This window comes from Brevibacillus sp. YAE8, from assembly GCF_057543335.1.
Genome location: NZ_BAAIYG010000018.1, coordinates 50,482 through 67,021, shown reverse-complemented (window position 1 = coordinate 67,021; position 16,540 = coordinate 50,482). Strand labels below are relative to the sequence as shown.

The window sequence follows — 16,540 nt, the reverse complement described above, 5'->3', positions numbered from 1 at the left end:
TTAAACTCGCAAGAAGCGGCGCACAGACACCAAGCTTCCCCAGATTCCGATAAACGCGCCAATCGCCAGCAAAGCGAGGGCTACCTGATATACCAATGGGTACAATGGCAACAGTTTGAACAGTTGGGAAGCTTCGAAGCTGGTATTGATAGCATCCAGCAGGTAGTAGTAGCCAACTGTCAGCATGATGATCGGGATCAGCGCCCCGGACACTCCCATCAGCAGTCCTTCTACAAAAAACGGCCAGCGGATAAACCAGTTTGTCGCGCCAACCAGCTTCATGATCTCGATCTCTCGGCGTCTCGCGACAATCGTCAGCTTGATCGTGTTGGCAATCAAAAACATGGCGGTAAAGCCCAGGCCGACGATGAAGCCGATCCCGACGTTTCGCACAGTGTCAGTGGCAGCGAACAGCTTTTCAACCGTCCCCTCCCCGTAGTTCAAGCTTCTGACCGATTTCATTTGCTTGATTTGATTGGCGACTGCCGGCGTATCTTGCGGCAGCTTCGTCTTGACCACAAAAGAATCGGGAAGCGGATTTCCCTTTTCCAAGCCGTCAAAAAGGTACGCCTTGTCGCCCATGCTTTCCTTGAACTGCTTCAAGCCTTCGTCCTTGGAAATGAACTCGACGGACTCCACCGTCGGCATGTTGCGCACGCTCTGTTCGAATTTTTGCAAGTCTTCCTTGGGGGTAAGGTCCGCCATGAAGACTCTGATTTCCACTTGTTTTTCGACTGATTTGGCAAAGTAGTTGACGTTCATTGCCAAGATGAGGAACACGCCCAAAATGAAAAGGGTGATCGTAACGGCACTGACCGACGCGAACGACATCCAGCCGTTCCGGCCGAGGTTTTTGACCCCTTCACGGACATGGCGTCCCAGCGTTCTAATCTTCATAACCGTAATCCCCTCTCTGCTCATCACGGGCGATCTGTCCTGCCTCGATGGCAATGACCCGCTTTCTCATCGTGTTGACAATCTCCCGGTTGTGCGTCGCCATGACGACCGTCGTGCCGCGCTGGTTGATTTCCTCAAACAGCTTCATGATCTCCCAGGACGTCTCCGGGTCGAGGTTACCCGTCGGCTCGTCCGCGATAATAATGCCCGGGTTGTTCACCAGCGCCCGCGCGAGTGCCACCCGTTGCTGCTCGCCACCAGACAGCTCGCTTGGCAGCATTTTCGCCTTGTGCTTCAATTTGACCAATCCCAGCACGTCCATGACGCGCGGCTTGATCTGCTTCGGGTTGCTCTCGATTACCTCCATCGCAAATGCGACATTTTCGAATACAGTGAGTGTCGGCAACAGTTTGAAATCCTGGAAGACAACCCCGATGCTGCGGCGAACGAGCGGAATTTGCCGTTCCTTGATCCGGCTGACATTGAATCCGCCGAGAAAAATTTGGCCCTTGGTCGGCTTCTCTTCGCGGTACATGAGCTTGATGAACGTGGATTTTCCCGCTCCGCTCGGCCCAACCACATACACAAATTCGCCTTTTTCAATCCGAATGTTGATACCCTTCAAAGCATTCGTGCCATTCGGGTACGTTTTCCAAACATCAAACATCTCGATCAAGCAAATCACATCCTACATTGTCAGATCCTTCTATATTCTCTTGATCCTGATTTTTTGTTTTTCCGCCGAAATGCTGCTTTTTCAGGCAAAATCGACAAAACCCCTCTTCCCTCGGGCAACCGTTGCCATACCTTGTTGAAAAACAGCGAGGTTACCCATCTTATTTATTATACCACCCTGTTTCGCGGATGGTATCCACTAAATCTCTCATTTCTTGTCGAAACCGCCTCGTTTCTCTTCCATCCGACATGAAATGTCCAAAAAATTACAGCAGCACATCGCTCGCTGGCACGGGTCAGGGCAGTCCGCTACAATGAATGTATGCATGAGTATGAGAGGAGCTGGCAAGATGGAAAACTTCGTGTACTACAACCCGACACAACTTATTTTCGGCCGGGGACAGTTGGCCCAACTGGAGGAAAAAGCCAAGCAGCTCGGCAACACGGTATTGCTTGTGTACGGCGGCGGCAGCATCAAGCGCTCCGGTCTTTACGACAAGGTCACAGCGCTTCTGCAAGCTGCGGGCTGCCGCGTATTGGAGTTGCCTGGCGTCGAGCCGAACCCTCGTCTTAGCACGGTGAAAAAAGGGATTGATCTGTGCCGGACAGAAGGGGTCGACTGGATTCTCGCCGTTGGCGGCGGAAGCGTGATTGACGCGGCCAAGGCAGTAGCTGTCGGCGTCCCCTACGAAGGGGATGTGTGGGATTTTTACTCGCGCAAAGCAGTGGCCGAAAAAGCCTTGCCGCTCGGCACCGTTCTGACGCTGGCCGCAACAGGCTCGGAAATGAACAGAGGCAGCGTCGTTACGAACTGGGAAACAAAAGAAAAGCACGGGGCTGGCACCACCTTCCCGACCTTCTCCATCCTCGATCCGGAAAATACGTTCAGCGTCCCGCGCGATCAGACGATCTACGGAATCAGCGATATTTTGTCGCACGTTTTCGAACAGTATTTCACGCATACAACCGAGATTCCGCTCCAGACGCGCTTCGCCGAGTCGATCATGAAAACCGTCATTGAAAACGCCGAGCGCGTCCTGGAAAACCCGCACGACTACGATGCCCGCGCCAACATCCTGTACTGCGGAACGATGGCGCTCAACGGCACGCTGCCTGTCGGCGTGACAACCGACTGGGCTACCCACTCCATCGAGCACGCCGTCAGCGCCGTGTACGACATTCCGCACGGCGGCGGCCTGGCGATCATCTTCCCGAAATGGATGCGCTACGTCTATCGCGAAAACGTCGCCCGCTTTGTCCGCTTCGCCGTGGAGGTGTGGAATGTCGATCCCGCCGGCAAAACCGACGAGGAAGTGGCGTTAGAAGGAATTGCGGCAACAGAAGCGTTCTTTGCCCGCATCGGAGCGCCGACCCGTTTGGCGGACTACGAAATTACAGACGAGCATTTGGAGCTGATGGCGGAAAAAGCGACGCCGTTTGGCCCGATTGGTCAGTTCAAAACATTGACCAGCAAAGACGTCCTCGAAATTTTGCGCATGGCTTTGTAAAAGTTGTAAAAGCAAAAACGCCGCACTCTTCCCATGAGAGTCGCGGCGTTTTTTAGGATGGGCTTCTTTTCCGATCACCATACTTGCTTCTCAACTTGTGAACGATCAGGAGCAAAAGCAACAGGGCAATCGAGTAGGTAAAATCGTAAAACGGCCAGTACTGCGAGATGATGTGCACGTACACGACCATGTTCGGCGTGAAAATGTTCGCCATCACCAGCAACATCACCATGTACGGCAAGGTCAGTACAGACATTTCCCGAATCCGAAACACATGCCGCAGCCCCAGTTGAAAAAACACGCTGTAAATCATGATCTTGACGTTGACAGCGATGAACCAGACTACGGCCAAAATCGCTTCCAGCCGTTGGATGAACAGCCCGATCTTCATTTGCTTGGCGAGCACATACGAAGGGTACCCGTGTCTTGCTGTCATGTCTGCCCCCAGGACGAGAATGCACATTAAAATGACGAGTACGAGCACAAGCCCGCCTAAAAATGCGCCTTTCAAAAAATACCGCATTCGCCTCTGAATCGGGGATACGTACGGCAAGATCGCCAAAAAAATAACCAGCTCCGAAAACGGAAAAGCAATGGACGGAATCGCGCCTGCCAAAACAGGCTTCCAGCCATTTTCCAGCACCGGCTGCAGTCTGGCTACGTCTGCCTGGGGAATCAGACAAAGCATCAGCAGCACGAAAAAGCAAAAGAACCCGTAAAAGTAAATTTGCGCGGAATCAGCGACAGTTTGCAGCCCCAGGCGCACTCCGAACATGATGAGACTGACGAGCAGCAGTTGAATGGCTATGCTCGGCGTGTCATTCAACAAATACGTCCCGACAAAATCGCCCGTCTCCAGGACGTGTGCCGCAGCCGAAAAAAATGTGTACCAAACAAAGGAAAGTGTAATCACCGTGCCCAACACTCGCCCAAACATGTTATCTATAAAAGAAAAGAAGCTTTCATTCGGATAGCACTTGCCTACTGCGATCATCAAAAGAACATTGCCCAGTCCGATCAGCAGCCCGACCGTCACCGAAATCCAGGCGTCCTGTTTGGCGAGCTCCGCCGCAATGGCGGGCAGGACGAGCACGGAATCGCCAATCGTGACAAGGGTAACCAGCATCATAAATTGTCGGGGACTGATTTTGTAATTCTCTAGCATGGTGTTTTTTGCCCGCTTTCGACCCTATGACCTTTTCACAATTATTGCCCCAGACCAACCGAGCTAAACGCCAAGAAAGCCTCTCGTGCCACGCCAAAAAATTTTTGCACAAAAAAAACGGACAGGCTGGTATGCCTATCCGTACTCATTTTCTGCCGTCTAATCGGTTACGCTGGCGATCCTACATCAATCAGCGACTCGATCATCACTTTCTGGCTGTTTTTATCGACCCAGACTTGTGTCTCTTTCCATTTTTCCTGATACCAGGCAATTTGGGCTTCGACCTGATTGCGCGCGGTTCCGCCCAGCACGTTGCGGGCGTTCACGACGGTTTCCACTGCCAGCGCGTCGTACACATCTGCCCCGATGACTCCCGAGAAGCTTTGGAACTCCTCCAGCGTCAAATCCAGCAAATATTTTTGCTGCTCAATGCAGTACAGAACAGTTCTGCCGACGACCTCGTGAGCCTGGCGGAACGGCATGTTTTTGCGCACCAGGTAGTCCGCCAAATCGGTCGCATTGGAAAAATCGTTGGTGACAGCCTGGCGCATGCGCTCCGTCCGCACCTGCATCGTCTTAATCATCGGCGTCAGCAAAGCGAGAGCGCCGTGGATCGTCGCCACCGTATCGAACATGCCTTCCTTGTCTTCCTGCATGTCCTTGTTGTACGCGAGCGGCAAGCCTTTGAGCACTGTCAAAAGACCGAACAGGTTGCCGTAGACACGGCCCGTTTTTCCGCGCACCAGCTCGGCGACGTCCGGATTTTTCTTTTGCGGCATGATGCTGGAGCCTGTGCAGAACGCATCGTCCAGTTCTACAAAAGAAAACTCCTGGCTGCTCCAGATGACCAGTTCCTCACACAGACGGGACAAATGCGTCATCAGCAAGGAAGCGTCCGCCAAAAACTCCACGATGAAATCGCGATCGCTCACCGCGTCCATGCTGTTTTGATAAATGCCGTCGAATTGCAGCATCTCCGCGACAAACGTCCGGTCGATCGGGAAGGTCGTGCCCGCCAGCGCACCAGCGCCAAGCGGCAGCACATTCACCCGTTTCCACGTTTCTGTCATCCGCTCGATATCGCGCTGCAGCATGGAGACATACGCCATCAGGTGGTAGCCGAACAAAACCGGCTGCGCACGCTGCAGATGCGTATAGCCAGGCATGACCGTATCGAGATGCTGACTGGCCTGCTCAAGCAGCGCTTCCTGCAAATACATGGCCAACTGGATGATCTCCATCAGCTTTTCTCTCAAGTACAGGTGCATATCGAGTGCGACCTGGTCGTTGCGGCTCCGTCCGGTGTGAAGCTTGCCCCCCACCGGACCGATCTCTTCAATCAGCATTTTTTCGATATTCATATGAACATCTTCGTGAGCAACCAAAAACTCCGCTTGCCCGCGCTCGATTTTGTCTTTGACTTTTTTCAAGCCCGCGATGATTTGACGTACTTCCTCCATCGGCAGGATGCCGCACTTGCCCAGCATGGCAACATGAGCCAGGCTGCCGACGATGTCCTGCCGCCACATCTTCTGGTCAAAAGAGATAGAAGCTGTATATTCTTCTACGAGCTGATTCGTCGGCTTCGTGAAGCGTCCTCCCCACAGTTTCATTGCGTGATCGCATCCTTTTCATCCAAAATCTTGATCGCGGTGTTTTTGTTCTCATGCAGTACGCCTTCGTTCACTTCTGCGTACACTTTTGTTGGCAAGCCCCACAGCTTGATGAAGCCGAGCGCTGCTTTATGGTCGAACTGGTCGCCAGCGTTGTAAGTCGCCAGCTCATGGCTGTAGAGCGAAGAGGCAGACTTGCGGCCCACTACGATTGCATGGCCTTTGTGCAGCTTCACGCGTACAACGCCAGTCACGTGTTTTTGCGTCTCTTCGATGAACGCCTGAATCGCGTTGCGAATTGGCGAGTACCACAGACCTTCGTAGATCACCTGGGACATTTTTTGCTCGATGATCGGCTTGAACTGCGCTACCTCACGAGGCTGTGTCAAAAATTCCAGCTCGCGGTGCGCCAGAATCAGGGTTGTGGCAGCAGGCGTCTCGTACACTTCACGGGATTTGATCCCCACCAGGCGGTTTTCCACGTGGTCGATGCGGCCTACGCCGTGGTTTCCAGCGATTTTGTTCAGCTTCAAAATCAGCTCGGACAAAGGCAGCTCTTCGCCGTTCAGGGCAGTCGGCTTGCCTTGGACAAACGTGATTTCGATTTCTTCTGCTTCGTCCGGCGCATCTGCAATCGACTTCGTCAGATCGTACGCGCCTTCTGGCGGCGCTGCCCACGGATCTTCCAGAACGCCGCACTCGCAGCTTCTGCCCCACAGGTTTTGGTCAATGCTGTATGGGTTGTCCAGATCAATCGGGATCGGGATATTGTTCTTTTTCGCATACTCGATCTCTTCGTCGCGAGTCCAGCCCCATTCGCGAACAGGCGCCACGATTTTCAGGTTCGGATTGAGCGCTGTGAAGGATACGTCGAAGCGCACCTGGTCGTTTCCTTTTCCTGTGCAACCGTGCGCTACCGCTACCGCGCCTTCTTTTTCCGCGATCTCAACCAGCACGCGGGAAATCAGGTAACGCGACAAAGCCGATACGAGCGGGTATTTGCCTTCGTACATCGCGTTTGCTTTCAGGGCCGGCAGAACGAATTCTTCTGCAAAAGCTTCCTTGGCATCGACGACGATCGATTTGAGCGCGCCTACTTGCAACGCTTTTTTCTGGACGAAATCCAGGTCTTTCCCTTCGCCTACATCGAGCGCAACTGCGATTACGTCGAAATTGTAGGTGTCTTGCAACCATTTAATTGCTACCGATGTATCTAAACCGCCAGAATAGGCCAACACAATTTTATCTTTTGCCATCATTCTCTCTCCCCGTTTCGAAGTATCTCTCATGTGAGTAATTATACAAACGAGTTAATAAAAATACAACCACTTTTCTTGTTTATTCGCGATATTTTCACAGACAAAATCAGGAAGCGCTTTCCTGAGGAAAGGACGGTATCCCTTCTGGCGCTTTTGCTTTTCCGAGTTGTCGTGTTGATTGCAAGGGGGCTGGTTTTGGCGTGTAGCAAGGCTTAGCTGATCTTGCAATACCGCTTCCGCGTCGTTGTTTGCCAGCCAAAATTCTGTTGATTCTCCGTCTGTATTGTCCTTTATGCAAGCCTTTTTCCTGGAAGGATCATAGTGGGTTTTCATTGATTGAACGCGCAATCCAGTACCTCGTCCCATGCATAGAAACGTTTTTATGCAAAAATTGAATGGCCGCTATCCAAATCTGGCCGTTGCTTTGCAAGCGTCCAAACAAAAAACAGTTACAAGAGGCAGCTAGCTGTTTGCCTCCTGTAACTGTTTTTTTGGATTTAATTCTTGTCCAATAATGCACTGCAGTTCCTCTCGCGGCAGTCTTTCCACTATCGCAACGAAATGGCTGGCCAGCTCCGGATCGAACTGCGTTCCTGCTCCTCTGCGTATTTCCTGAAGGGCTTCCTCGACCGGCAACCCTTTTCGATAAGGCCGATCTGCCACCATCGCATCGAACGAATCGGATATGGCCAAAATTCTCGCAATGAGCGGGATCTCATCCCCCATCAAACCATCAGGGTATCCTCTGCCGTCCATTCGTTCATGGTGTGATCGTATCGCAGGCAGAAGCTCATGAAACATACCTGCCTGCAAAATAATTTCGTATCCTATCACCGTATGCTGTTTAATCGTATCGTATTCCTCAGGTGTTAATTTTCCTTTTTTATTGAGAATCTCATCTGCGATGCCAATCTTGCCGATATCGTGCAGGATGCCTCCAACATACACTTCCTCCACTTTATCCGCAGGCAATCCGATTTCTTTGGCAATTTCTTTTCCCCAGTGAGCAACCCGTTGAGAATGTCCGCTGGTATAGTGATCGCGGGCGTCGATGGAGGCTGCCATGGCTGTAAGAAAATTGTGGTTAAAAGATTTGACCTCTTCAACCTTTTGTTGAAGCCTTTGAAGATTCTCGTAGTAATGATGAAAAACATGATTAATTGTAAAAAATGCAATCATCATCGGAATCAATGTCAGTGGTCCGTAAGTCTCTACTAGCCTGGAACCTACGCCTGCTAAAATCATAAGCAACAAATAAGTAGAGGTGAACCCCTTGGCCATCGCCTTCACTGTTTGGACCCAACTGTTTTGATAGAAGTAAGATATCCCCAATCCACATAACATAAGGTTTACAAACCAGTAAACTACTGCTAAAAATATATCCGATATGATGGGAGAGATTGTACCGAAACTGTTAATCCACTCATTCAAAGCAGCTACTACCCAAATCGTCATTAGTAGCTGCCCAATGTTAATAGCTGCTTTTAAAGGATGAAACCTCACCAGAAAAGCAATGATAACGGATTCAATTAACGCAGTCCATACCCCTACCCAAACACCGTATAACAAGATCCCCGAAAAAATGACAGCATTATTTACTGTCAAAATAGTGTTGGAAATTCGCACAGGTGTAAAACAGGAAAAGATAGTGAGGAGAGTATAGGTAAACAATACTCCCCAATGTTCTCTGGGCTCCCATTCCGATATTGAGCTGTAAAAAATACAGATTGCAGCTATAACAAAGCCAAACTGCACTACAATGCCCTTTATCAGGTTAGAGAGATTAATTTTTTTTCGCATATCTTTTACCTTCATGAAGCTGTAATAGCGAGATAGGTTTATTCATTAAGCGCTGAACAAGCAAAAAGGCTCCTAACATAATAAAGATATCTCCAATACTGATTACCCTTGGAATGATCACGGGCATATAAATTACATCTGTTAAAAATGGCAAATTGGAACTTTCCGTCAAGACACTGTGCTTAAAATTCGTCCCATTGATAACGGGCTCTAGATCATATGGTAACTTTTTTGCTTGCTCTAAATCTATAGGCATTTTTCCATTGTTTGTCCAAATAGCAATTGCATTAAGAAACCATCCGATCAAAAATATGCGCATGTCTTCGAACTCTCTGTTAAACATCAAGAATGCCAATATAAATACATACGCGATAGAAATGAAAATGCCTCCCATTGTTGGGAAAAATGCAGCGCAAACTTGGAGAACAATCGTAATGATGAGCAACACAACTTTATTAAACTTGGGAAATTCCTTTATTCTCCCCCCTCGTATTAAAGCAACAATAAAAGATAAACAAATTACATCCAAAAGCATCTCGCTTGCCTCCAAAGGTTTAAGAAAAAACACCACTCAAGCAAGCGGTGTTTCCTCGAAAATTTATTATCCGATATGGAAGTTTGCAGAAGTAGCAGCCACGATCGCTACCACCATCAAAATCGCCGCGAACCATTTTTTCATCTCTATTCCCCTCCTTACGTGCATAGTGGAGAAAGCTGGCTTCGCTACTGGTTTTCAAGTCAGAGGCCAAGCGACCAGGTACAGCCTCTGCTCCGTCTTTCCTTCCGCACTGGTTGCGAGAAGGGTGGATTCGCTACTGGCTCCATACAGACCAAGCGACCAGATACAGTCTGTACTTCTTTGCGACTTTCCTAGCTATATTTTACACATAAGTGACAAAATTCGGCAATCACAGTTTCATAGTCTATTGGATTTAATTCCGATTAGTTCTATTTGACTAGAACCTTGTTCATACCAGCGCTGCCAGAATCGCCTTCTGGGCATGCAAGCGATTTTCAGCCTGATCGAAAATGACGGAGCTTGGTCCGTCGATGACGCCTGCGGTCACTTCCTCGCCGCGATGCGCCGGCAGGCAGTGCAGGAAAAGGTAGTTGCGGTCTGCCTGTGCCACCAGTTGCTCGTTCACCTGGTAATTCGCGAATGCTTTCAGGCGCACTTCGTTTTCCTCCTCGAAGCCCATGCTGGTCCAAACATCTGTGTAAACAGCGTCAGCCCCCGCGACTGCTTCTTTTGGATCATGCGTCACCATCATTTTTCCGCCGCTCTTTTTCGCGTACTCGACAGCTTTTGCCACGATGGCAGCATCCATCTCATAGCCGACAGGCGTCGCCACACGCACTTCCAGGCCGAGCAAAACGGCAGCGAGAACGAGCGAGTTGGCTACGTTGTTCCCGTCGCCCACGTAGGCGAGCTTGACACCTTTGAGCTTGCCTTTGTGCTCCCAGATGGTCAGCATGTCAGCCAAAGCCTGACATGGATGGTACAGGTCGGTCAGGCCGTTGATGATCGGGATGGAGGCGTGCTCGGCCAGCTCTTCCACATAAGAGTGGGAGAACGTGCGGATCATGATCGCGTCCACGTAGCGGGACAGCACCTTTGCCGTGTCGCTGATCGGCTCTCCGCGGCCCAGTTGCAGCTCTTTTCCGCTCATGAACATGCCAAGCCCGCCGAGCTGGTGCATCCCTACTTCGAAGGAGACGCGCGTGCGCGTCGACGCCTTGTCAAAAATCATTCCCAGCGTCTTGCCCTGCAAAGGCTGGAACGGCTGTCCCAGCTTTTGCAGTTGCTTGATGTGAGCGGCGAGATGGAGCAACTCCATCAGTTCGTCGCCGTTAAATTCGTCGACACGCAGAAAATCTTTTCCTTTATGCTTTTGCAGGGGCAAGTTTTGAAAGTGTTCCAATATCTTCACTGGCTGCATGAGAGCCACCTCTTTTCATCATAATGGACTTCACATATAACGAGAATGTATCCGTTGCACAGAACAGCGGGATTCCTTGCTGCACCATCCGGCTGCGCAAGGCAAACCCTCTTCTGCCCTGTTGATTTCCTTTTGTTGCGGTGACCAGCGCAAAGGCTGCCTGCTCTTTTTGCAGCAATTGGTTCCAGGCTGCTTCATCTTCCACGACATGCTTGACCGCAACGCCGGATGCTGCCAACCAACTGGCCGTGCCCGCCGTCGCTGCGAGAGTAGCACCATCTGCCTGAAGCTGCCCGATCAGTTGGCCGATCTCTTCCTTCTTGTCCGCATCCGCCAGGGAGATCATGACAAGCTGACCGTTTTTCCAGTCGCCGTACAGGTTGTCTTTGAAGGCAAACGCTTTTCCGGCCGCTTCCTCAAACGTCCGTCCAAGTCCGAGCACTTCTCCGGTCGACTTCATTTCCGGTCCGAGTACCGGGTCGACGCCGTTCAGCTTGATGGTCGAGAAGACAGGAGCTTTGACGACTGCAAAAGGAATCTCAGGCAGCAGCCCGGTTCCGTACCCCATGTCCGCCAGCTTTTCCCCCAACTGGGCGCGCACAGCCAACTGGACCATCGGGATGCCCGTCACTTTGCTCGTGATTGGCACTGTCCGCGATGCGCGCGGGTTAACCTCCAGCACATAGACGGTATCGGTGTCGATGACAAACTGAATGTTGATTAGGCCGACCGCTTCCATTTCCCGTGCGATCGCTTCTGTGTAGCTGGCAATTTTGTGCTTGATCTCATCCGACAGCGCCGGAGCCGGGAACAGCGCCACGCTGTCGCCAGAGTGAATGCCCGCTTTCTCCACGTGCTGGAAAATGCCCGGGATAATGACAGACTGCCCGTCGCAGACCGCATCGACCTCTGCTTCCCGGCCCGGGACGTATTTGTCCACGAGAAGCGGGAAAAACGCTTCGCTCTGCGGGTGGTGGAGCCAGTCGTTGATCGTCGCTGTCAGCTCCTCGATGTTGTGTACGACTACCATGCCTTGCCCGCCGATGACGTAGGAAGGCCGCATCAGAACCGGGAAGCCGATTTCCTCCGCTATCGCTGTCGCATCTTCCAGGGACGATACGCCTTTGCCCGGGATATGCGGGATGTTCAGCTTGCGCAGCATCGCGTAAAACAGCTCGCGGTCCTCTGCCCGCTCAATCGCGGTCAGCGTCGTGCCCATGACCTTCAGTCCGGCCTGCTCCAGCTTTGCCGCCAGATTGATCGCCGTCTGTCCGCCAAACTGGACCATGACGCCCTCTACCTGTTCGCGCTCGGCGACATGCAGCACGTCCTCTACATGCAGCGGTTCAAAATAAAGGTGGTCGGCTGTTTCGTAGTCCGTACTCACCGTTTCCGGGTTGTTGTTCACCACGATGGCCGCGATTCCGCTTGCTTGCAGCGCTTTGGCGGCATGCACGGAGCAGTAGTCAAACTCGATTCCTTGCCCGATGCGGATTGGCCCGGAGCCGAGCACGAGCACTTTTCGCCCGGCCAGCGTCTCTACTTCGTCTACTCCTTGCCAATCCGAGTAGTAGTATGGAGTCTGCGCATCAAATTCGGCTGCGCACGTATCGACAATTTTGTAAGTTGGCGTGATGCCTGCTTGCTCGCGCTGTTTTTTGATGGCAAGCGGAGTGGTTCCCACCAGCGAAGCAATCGTTTCATCCGCAAAGCCGCTGCGCTTTGCGGCAAGCAGCAGCTCTCTGGATAGCGTGCTGCTGTCGTGTGCGGACAGCTCCGCTTCCAGATCGACGATTTTGCGCAAGCTGCGCAGGAAAAACGGATCGACGCCTGTCAGGCTGTGCAGCTCTGCTTCTGTGAAGCCTTTGCGGATCGCTTCGGCAAAAACGAACAGGCGGATGTCGGTAGCGTCCTGCAACGACTGCGCAAGCTGCTCGCGCGTCCAGGAAGCAAGCTCCGGACGGGACAGGTGCGTGCAGCCCTGCTCCAGTGAGCGAACGGCTTTCAACAGTCCCGCTTCCAGATTGCGGGCAATCGACATGACTTCGCCTGTCGCCTTCATTTGCGTGCCCAGCCTGCGATCGGCATGCGGGAATTTGTCAAACGGGAAGCGTGGAATTTTCACCACGATATAGTCCAGAGCCGGCTCAAAGCTGGCGTAGGTGTAGCCTGTAATCGGGTTGATGACCTCGTCCAGCCCGTAGCCCAATGCCAGCTTGGCCGCAATCCGCGCGATCGGATAGCCGGTCGCCTTGGAAGCCAACGCGCTGGAGCGGCTCACCCGCGGATTGACTTCGATCAGCACGTAGCGATCTGAGTGCGGATCGAGCGCAAACTGAATGTTGCAGCCGCCGACGACACCGAGCGAGCGAATCACTTTTGTCGAGGCGCTGCGCAGCATTTGATACTGGCGGTCTGTCAGCGTCTGCGACGGCGCGACGACGATGCTGTCTCCCGTGTGAATGCCTACAGGATCGAGATTTTCCATATTGCAGACGATGATGCAGGTGTCGTTCGCATCCCGCATGACTTCGTATTCGATCTCTTTCCAGCCTTTTACGCTGCGCTCGATCAGGACTTGCCCGATGGGGCTGGCCGCAATTCCGCCTGCCGCGACCTTGCGCAAGGCTGCCTCGTCTTCAGCGATACCGCCGCCTGCGCCGCCCAGCGTGTAAGCAGGACGGACGATGACGGGATAGCCGATGGTGTTGGCGAACTGGATAGCCGCCTCGACTGATTCCACGGTATCGCTCTCGGGAACAGGCTCGCCGATTTGCTGCATCAACTGCTTGAACAGCTCACGGTCTTCCCCGTTTTGAATGGCAGCAAGCGGCGTGCCCAGCAGTTGAACGTTGTACGCTTCCAGCACGCCTGCCTCTGCCAGAGCAACCGCAAGATTCAGCCCCGTCTGCCCGCCAAGCGTGGGCAAAAGTCCGTCGGGACGCTCTTTGGCGATAATCGCCGTCACGGATTCGACCGTGAGCGGCTCCAGATAAACTTTGTCTGCAACCTGCTCATCTGTCATGATCGTCGCCGGGTTGTTGTTCACCAGTACGACCTGCACGCCCGCTTCCTTCAGCGAAAGGCAAGCCTGCGCTCCGGCGTAGTCAAATTCTGCCGCCTGGCCGATGACGATCGGGCCGGAGCCGATCACCAGAACTTTATGAATGTGTGGCAATTTAGGCATATCTCTTCGCTCCTACTACACGCATCGATTGCAAGAATTGGTGGAATATATGGGAAGTATCGCTCGGTCCGGGATGTGCCTCCGGGTGGTACTGCACGCTGAAAACGGGCAGGCTCACATGGCGCAGCCCTTCGACAGAGCCGTCGTTTACATTGCGGTACGAGACGGCGAGCTGCCGTTTGTCCAAAGACTCTTCCTTGACGACGTACCCGTGGTTTTGCGAGGTCATGTACACCTTGCCTGTCACCAGGTCTTTCACCGGGTGATTGCTGCCGCGGTGACCGTACGCCAGCTTTTCTGTTTTGCCGCCGTACATCAGCGCCAGCACCTGATGTCCCAGACAGATGCCCAAAGTCGGGTACTGCTCAACCGCTTTTCGCCATTCGCTGCAATACGCCAGCAGGTGCTCCGGGTCGCCAGGGCCGTTGGAAAACAGCAGGCCGTCCGGTGCGAGCGCGTTAATTTGCGCAAAAGAAGTGTCGAACGGCACGACGGTCACACGGCAGCCCAGCTCCAAAAGCGCATCCAGAATCGATTTTTTCATCCCGAGGTCGACCAGGACGACATGCTCCCCGGCTCCCGGGTAACGCTCGATCTGTTGGGTGGATACATTCGCTACCAGCGATTTTTTCGCGTGCTTGTAGCGCAGTGACGCAACCTCCGCCGCCTGCATAGGCTGATCGGAAATCACCCCGAAAACCGGACCATTTTGGCGAACTCGCTTCGTAATGGTTCGGGTGTCGATTCCGGCCAAAATCGGGAAGCCAAAGTCTTCCGCCGCCTGGGCCAATGTTTTCGTCGATTCGTAGTGACTCGGCTCTGTGCACAGCTCGCTGACGATCATCCCCGTCAGAGCCGGCTTTGCCGCCTCGTAGTCGTTTTCGTTGATTCCGTAGTTCCCGATCAACGGATAAGTAAAAGTCACGATCTGACCTGCAAAGGAAGGGTCTGTCATTACTTCCTGATAGCCGGTCATGCCTGTATGAAAAACCACTTCGCCGAAACCGTTAATAGGCGCTCCGTAAAGCTGCCCTGCAAATACCTCCCCGCTCTCCAGCGTGAGGTAGCCCGTTCCCAGCGATTGCTTATCTCTATCCATCTATGAAGCCACTCCTCTCCAATAGGCAAGAGCCAACGCCATTTGGCGCATCTGTTTAGGTGAATAAGTCATTCACGTTCATGCCGTTCATACCGAGAATTTATGCAACTCTTTGTATTAATATACATTCAACATTATAAAAATGCAACGAGTTTTTTGACTTTCCGCACTCGTTGCATTTTCACAAATCATGGAATATTTGCCGTTACGCCTGGGCCAACGCTTCGCCGAACACGGCCATTGCCTGCTTTACTTCTTCATCCGTCGTGACGAAGGATGGCAGCAGGCGCACTACTTGCGGACCAGCCGTGAGCAGAATCACGCCTTTTTCCCGTGCATAAGCAACCACGTCGCCTGCCGGAATCGTCAGCTCCACGCCCAGAAGAAGTCCTTTGCCCCGAACCGCGACGACCTTGTCGGGATGCTCAGCATGCAGCTTTTCCAGCTCCTGCATCAGCACGTCGTGAATATGGGCGACCTGCTGCAAAATTTGCTCCTCTTCCATTGTCGCCAAGGTAGCGATTCCCGCGGTCGCTGCCAAAGGATTGCCGCCAAACGTCGTTCCGTGCGTCCCTGGCGCAAAGGCTGCGGCCACTTCCTTCGTGGCGACTACAGCGCCAATCGGGAACCCGCTGCCCAGTCCTTTTGCCAGCGAGATCGCGTCCGGCTTCACCCCGTATTGCTGAAAAGCGAACCACGTGCCGGTGCGGCCAATCCCTGTCTGAATTTCGTCCACCAAAAGCAGCAAGCCGTGCTCGTCGCACAAGTCGCGCAGCGCTTTGACCCACGCTTCCTCTGCCGGATGCACGCCGCCCTCGCCCTGAACCAGCTCCAGCATGATCGCGCACGTCTTGTCTGTAATCGCCGACTTGACCGCTGCGAGATCGTTGTACGGCACGGTGACAAAGCCAGGCGGCAACGGCGCGAAGCCATCCTTGACCTTTTCCTGCCCGGTCGCCGTCAATGTCGCCAGCGTCCGTCCGTGAAAAGACTGCTCGAACGTGATGACTTCGAAGCGGTCCTCTCCTTTCACCTTTTGCGCGTAGCGTCGGGCCAGCTTAATCAGGCCCTCATTGGCTTCCGCCCCGCTGTTGCAAAAGAACGCCTGATCGAGCCCGGACAAGCGGCTCAGCTTTTCCGCCAAAATCTCCTGCTGCGGAATGTGCACCAGGTTGGAGCAGTGCCACAGCGTATCGAGCTGTTCGTGCAGCTTGGCTGTCACTTTTGGCGGGACATGCCCCAAAGACGTCACCGCAATCCCTGAAGTAAAATCGAGATACTGTTTCCCCTGGTCGTCCCACACCTGATTTCCTTGGCCTTTTACCAGACTGATCGGCCATCTCGCATAGTTATTCATCACATGCATAGGCGCTGTCACTGTACTCATGTCCATTCCC

13 protein-coding genes are annotated in these 16,540 nt (G+C 52.9%); 1 reads left to right on the top strand and 12 read right to left on the bottom strand.

The window, feature by feature from the left end; translation table 11 throughout:
- Complete coding sequence (gene ftsX / locus AC27IT_RS19010) at nt 1–897, bottom strand: permease-like cell division protein FtsX (protein ID WP_025844303.1); 897 nt, start codon at nt 895–897, stop codon at nt 1–3.
- Nucleotides 887–1,573 carry a cell division ATP-binding protein FtsE gene (gene ftsE, locus AC27IT_RS19005; protein WP_122952588.1) on the bottom strand — a complete coding sequence of 229 codons (687 nt, stop codon included), beginning with the start codon at nt 1,571–1,573 and terminating at the stop codon, nt 887–889. The genes ftsX and ftsE overlap by 11 nt, the downstream gene beginning before the upstream one ends.
- Before the next feature lie 349 nt (nt 1,574–1,922).
- Here ftsE and AC27IT_RS19000 point away from each other — a divergent pair, with 349 nt between their 5' ends.
- Nucleotides 1,923–3,080, top strand: coding sequence for an iron-containing alcohol dehydrogenase (locus AC27IT_RS19000; RefSeq protein ID WP_238500633.1), 1,158 nt, complete (start codon nt 1,923–1,925; stop codon nt 3,078–3,080).
- A gap of 52 nt (nt 3,081–3,132) precedes the next feature.
- On the opposite strand, the gene AC27IT_RS18995 is transcribed toward AC27IT_RS19000, so the two are convergent.
- The 10 genes from AC27IT_RS18995 to AC27IT_RS18950 all read right to left on the bottom strand — a co-directional run bounded on the left by AC27IT_RS18995 (nt 3,133) and on the right by AC27IT_RS18950 (nt 16,530).
- Entirely contained in the window at nt 3,133–4,245 is a 1,113-nt protein-coding gene (locus AC27IT_RS18995; protein WP_005829885.1) for a GerAB/ArcD/ProY family transporter, read from the bottom strand.
- A 167-nt stretch (nt 4,246–4,412) separates the two neighbouring features.
- A complete protein-coding gene (gene argH, locus AC27IT_RS18990; RefSeq protein WP_005829884.1) occupies nt 4,413–5,858 on the bottom strand; it encodes an argininosuccinate lyase in 1,446 nt (481 codons plus the stop codon).
- Entirely contained in the window at nt 5,855–7,114 is a 1,260-nt protein-coding gene (locus AC27IT_RS18985) for an argininosuccinate synthase (protein ID WP_005829883.1), read from the bottom strand. The genes argH and AC27IT_RS18985 overlap by 4 nt, the downstream gene beginning before the upstream one ends.
- A gap of 54 nt (nt 7,115–7,168) precedes the next feature.
- Nucleotides 7,169–7,465, bottom strand: coding sequence for a hypothetical protein (locus AC27IT_RS18980; RefSeq protein ID WP_283858348.1), 297 nt, complete (start codon nt 7,463–7,465; stop codon nt 7,169–7,171).
- A 114-nt stretch (nt 7,466–7,579) separates the two neighbouring features.
- Complete coding sequence (locus tag AC27IT_RS18975; protein WP_025844290.1) at nt 7,580–8,917, bottom strand: HD-GYP domain-containing protein; 1,338 nt, start codon at nt 8,915–8,917, stop codon at nt 7,580–7,582.
- Nucleotides 8,901–9,452, bottom strand: a complete 552-nt coding sequence (locus AC27IT_RS18970; RefSeq protein ID WP_005829878.1) for a DUF5317 domain-containing protein — start codon at nt 9,450–9,452, stop codon at nt 8,901–8,903. The genes AC27IT_RS18975 and AC27IT_RS18970 overlap by 17 nt, the downstream gene beginning before the upstream one ends.
- A 433-nt stretch (nt 9,453–9,885) precedes the next feature.
- Nucleotides 9,886–10,857, bottom strand: coding sequence for an ornithine carbamoyltransferase (gene argF, locus AC27IT_RS18965; RefSeq protein WP_005829874.1), 972 nt, complete (start codon nt 10,855–10,857; stop codon nt 9,886–9,888).
- Nucleotides 10,802–14,044 (bottom strand): carbamoyl-phosphate synthase (glutamine-hydrolyzing) large subunit, encoded by a 3,243-nt coding sequence (gene carB / locus AC27IT_RS18960; protein ID WP_122952582.1) that lies wholly within the window; start codon nt 14,042–14,044, stop codon nt 10,802–10,804. The genes argF and carB overlap by 56 nt, the downstream gene beginning before the upstream one ends.
- A complete protein-coding gene (locus tag AC27IT_RS18955) occupies nt 14,037–15,143 on the bottom strand; it encodes a carbamoyl phosphate synthase small subunit (protein ID WP_005829871.1) in 1,107 nt (368 codons plus the stop codon). Before AC27IT_RS18955 ends, carB begins: the two co-directional genes overlap by 8 nt.
- Before the next feature lie 205 nt (nt 15,144–15,348).
- The gene (locus AC27IT_RS18950) at nt 15,349–16,530 is read right to left on the bottom strand and encodes an aspartate aminotransferase family protein (RefSeq protein ID WP_007777983.1); all 1,182 of its coding nucleotides are present in this window, start codon (nt 16,528–16,530) and stop codon (nt 15,349–15,351) included.
- Nucleotides 16,531–16,540: the final 10 nt, after the last annotated feature.

Bases quoted from the DNA above. Each gene is read 5' to 3' on its own strand.
- ftsX (WP_025844303.1), bottom strand. From the start codon at position 897: ATGAAGATTAGAACGCTGGGACGCCATGTCCGTGAAGGGGTCAAAAAC.
- AC27IT_RS19000 (WP_238500633.1), top strand. From the start codon at position 1,923: ATGGAAAACTTCGTGTACTACAACCCGACACAACTTATTTTCGGCCGG.
- AC27IT_RS18995 (WP_005829885.1), bottom strand. From the start codon at position 4,245: ATGCTAGAGAATTACAAAATCAGTCCCCGACAATTTATGATGCTGGTT.
- argH (WP_005829884.1), bottom strand. From the start codon at position 5,858: ATGAAACTGTGGGGAGGACGCTTCACGAAGCCGACGAATCAGCTCGTA.
- AC27IT_RS18985 (WP_005829883.1), bottom strand. From the start codon at position 7,114: ATGGCAAAAGATAAAATTGTGTTGGCCTATTCTGGCGGTTTAGATACA.
- AC27IT_RS18975 (WP_025844290.1), bottom strand. From the start codon at position 8,917: ATGCGAAAAAAAATTAATCTCTCTAACCTGATAAAGGGCATTGTAGTG.
- AC27IT_RS18970 (WP_005829878.1), bottom strand. From the start codon at position 9,452: ATGCTTTTGGATGTAATTTGTTTATCTTTTATTGTTGCTTTAATACGA.
- argF (WP_005829874.1), bottom strand. From the start codon at position 10,857: ATGCAGCCAGTGAAGATATTGGAACACTTTCAAAACTTGCCCCTGCAA.
- carB (WP_122952582.1), bottom strand. From the start codon at position 14,044: ATGCCTAAATTGCCACACATTCATAAAGTTCTGGTGATCGGCTCCGGC.
- AC27IT_RS18955 (WP_005829871.1), bottom strand. From the start codon at position 15,143: ATGGATAGAGATAAGCAATCGCTGGGAACGGGCTACCTCACGCTGGAG.
- AC27IT_RS18950 (WP_007777983.1), bottom strand. From the start codon at position 16,530: ATGAGTACAGTGACAGCGCCTATGCATGTGATGAATAACTATGCGAGA.